Origin of the sequence: Nocardioides sp. (assembly GCF_034670285.1) — a bacterium.
In the GTDB taxonomy this organism is placed as follows: Bacteria; Actinomycetota; Actinomycetes; order Propionibacteriales; family Nocardioidaceae; genus Nocardioides.
Genome location: NZ_JAXMNS010000482.1, coordinates 1 through 2513 on the forward strand (window position 1 = coordinate 1; position 2513 = coordinate 2513).

Below are 2513 nucleotides of genomic sequence, written 5' to 3' on the forward strand. Positions count from 1 at the left end.
CCGTCGCGGAAGCTGCCGGCCGCGAGCCACCGGGCCACGGCGACGTCGGGCGACGTCTCGGCGCCGGCGAGCAGGGCGTGCGCCACCGCGTGCGGGGCATGGCTGACCAGGGCGACGCTGCGGTCGTGCTCGGCCGCGCCGACGACGACCACGGTCGCCTCGAAGGCTTCGAGCACCCAGGCCACGACCTGCACGAGCGGGCTCTCGGCTGCGCCGTGCACCACCGCCCACGAGGCTCCGACGAGCAGGTCGGGGTCGGAGTGCTCGAAACCGGTGTGCTCGGTGCCGGCCATCGGGTGCACGCCGACGTAGCGGCCGGAGAGCCCGGCGGCCACCGCGGCGCGGGCGGGCGCCTGCTTCACGCTGCCGAGGTCGATGATCACCGCCTGGGGCGCGCGTGATGCCGCCTCGTCCATGGCTTCGGGCAGGGCGTCGAGGGGGGTGCTGAGCACCACGAGGTCGCGGTCGGCCGGCACGCTCTCGACCACCGCGAGCCCGGAAGCCGCCGCGAGCGAGCGGGTGCGCTCGTCGGGATCGACCACAACAACGTCGACTCCGAGGCCGACGAGTCGTCGAGCGACCGAGCCGCCGATGAGCCCGGCGCCCACGACGCAGATGCGCTCGAAGGCCGCACCGGACGGCGTGCCGGGGCCTGCCTGAGGCGTCATCGTCGTCCCGCCAGCTCGGCCAGCGGCGAGATCCGACCGACCGCGCGGGCGGTGCCGCCGAGACCGGCCCACTCCTCGCGCATGGTCTCGAAGTCGTCGGCGGAGTAGGTGCCGGAGAGGAAGAGCAGGAACACGAACTTGCCCGGGGTCGTCGGGACGGGGCGCGTGACGAGGTTGGACATGTTGATGCCACGGTCCTCGAGCACCCCGAGCAGCCGTCGCAGGATGCCGGGCACGTTGGTCTCCGGGTTGATCACGACGAGCAGGCCGTCGTCGCCGTCACCGGCCGCTGCGTCCTGGGTGGGCCGGGCGACGAGGGCGAACTGCGTGAATGCTGCTGCGTTGTCCTCCACCGCCCGCTCGACGCGGTCCAGGCCGTAGAGGTCGCCACAGATCGCCGCCCCGATCCCGATCTCGCCCGGAGCCAGGTCGCGGCAGGCCGCTGCGGTCGACAGCGCCTCCCGGGTCGCCAGGCCGCGGGCCTCGATCCAGCCCCGGCACTGGGCCAGGGCGTGGGGGTGGCTGACTACGACGTGCGGCTCCACGGTGGCTCCGGCGAGCGCGAACGCGTCGAAGGAGATCGGGACGACGGCGCTGTCGACGATCGACAGGGAGGGTCGCTCGAGCAGGGCGTCGAGGGTCGGGACGACGACGCCGTTGACGGAGTTGTCGATCGGCAGCACGGCGTACGCCGCCGTACCGGACTCGACGGCGGCCAGGGCCTCGGCCTGGGAGCCGACCGCGACGGCGTCGGCGTCGGGGCGCAGGGCCAGGACCGCCTGGTGGGTGAAGGTGCCGGACGGACCGAGGTAGGCGACCGCCGGCCGGGTCATGACTCGGCGCCCTCGGGCGTGCCCTCAGGAGAGCTGGGCAGCACGAACGAGGCGAGGACGTTGCTGCTGAAGTGCACCTCGGCGAGCGCGGCCTGGAGAGCATCGAGGTCGGCGGGGCTCGCCCGGAAGCCGAGGTAGAAGTCGTGCTGCTCGGGCTCGCGCGGGTCGCTGTGCAGGAAGTCGAGGTTGAGCCCGAGGGCGCTGACCTGCTCGAGGGCCTGCATCAGCGTGCCGGCCGACTCGCGGGGCGCGCGCATCGAGAGCCACACGACATCTGTCGGGTGGGTCTCCCCCTCCACGTGCGCGTGATGGCGCTGCTCCCGCGAGACCAGGCCGTAGGTGAGCGCGTCCTGGTTGTCGAGGTAGCCGGCCACCGGCTCGGCGTCACCGGCAGCGCTGACCTCGTCGACGTCGACGACGGCCGAGCCGAGCGCGCGCCCGACGGCCAGCACCTCCTCGACGGGGGTGTCGTCGGCGAGCACGCGGAAGGTCAGCCCGGCGCGACCCAGGGCTCCCACGACGTCGGCGTAGGCCTGCTGGCGCAGGGCGACACCGGACAGCTCGGCCGCCCCCTCCCCCACCCGGACCCAGCGCCACGGGGCAGCGACGGTGGTCATCCGGGTCACCCGGAGGCCGGTCGTGGACGCGTTGATCGCGCGCAGCAGTCGCAGCGGCGGCGAGGTCGGGTCGCCGAGACGCACCAGGGCGTCGAGGTCGCCGGCCACCTCGAGGGTCTCCATCAGCTCGTCGTAGCCCTGGAGGCTCACGAGGAACTCGCTGCCCTGCCAGCCCAGGGCGGCGCGGGCTCGCTGCACGAGCGTCGGCGGGTCGGTGCTCGGGTGGGCCAGCGAGCGAGCGGTCAGGAGTTCGGTGGTCATCGGGGTGCCTTCACTCTCGGGAGGGTACGGAGTCGCTCGGCAGCGAGCGCCACATCGGCGTCTGGTGCGGTGAGCGCGAAACGGACATGACGGGCGCCGTGGACGCCGTACTCGTCACCGGGCACCGCCACGAT

At 73.7% G+C, this 2513-nt stretch carries 3 protein-coding genes; all 3 read right to left on the reverse strand.

Features of this window, described 5'->3' with window-relative positions; translation table 11 throughout:
• Positions 1 to 668 (reverse strand): prephenate dehydrogenase (locus VOI19_RS17980; RefSeq protein ID WP_323794316.1); only part of this gene is annotated, 668 nt, incomplete at its 3' end.
• Complete coding sequence (locus VOI19_RS17985; protein ID WP_323794317.1) at positions 665 to 1501, reverse strand: prephenate dehydratase; 837 nt, start codon at positions 1499 to 1501, stop codon at positions 665 to 667. The genes VOI19_RS17980 and VOI19_RS17985, both read right to left, overlap by 4 nt.
• A complete protein-coding gene (locus VOI19_RS17990) occupies positions 1498 to 2379 on the reverse strand; it encodes a hypothetical protein (RefSeq protein WP_323794318.1) in 882 nt (293 codons plus the stop codon). Before VOI19_RS17990 ends, VOI19_RS17985 begins: the two co-directional genes overlap by 4 nt.
• Positions 2380 to 2513 lie beyond the last annotated feature (134 nt).

Excerpts from the sequence above, each read along its gene's own strand:
- VOI19_RS17985 (WP_323794317.1), bottom strand. The coding sequence starts at position 1,501 with ATGACCCGGCCGGCGGTCGCCTACCTCGGTCCGTCCGGCACCTTCACC.
- VOI19_RS17990 (WP_323794318.1), bottom strand. The coding sequence starts at position 2,379 with ATGACCACCGAACTCCTGACCGCTCGCTCGCTGGCCCACCCGAGCACC.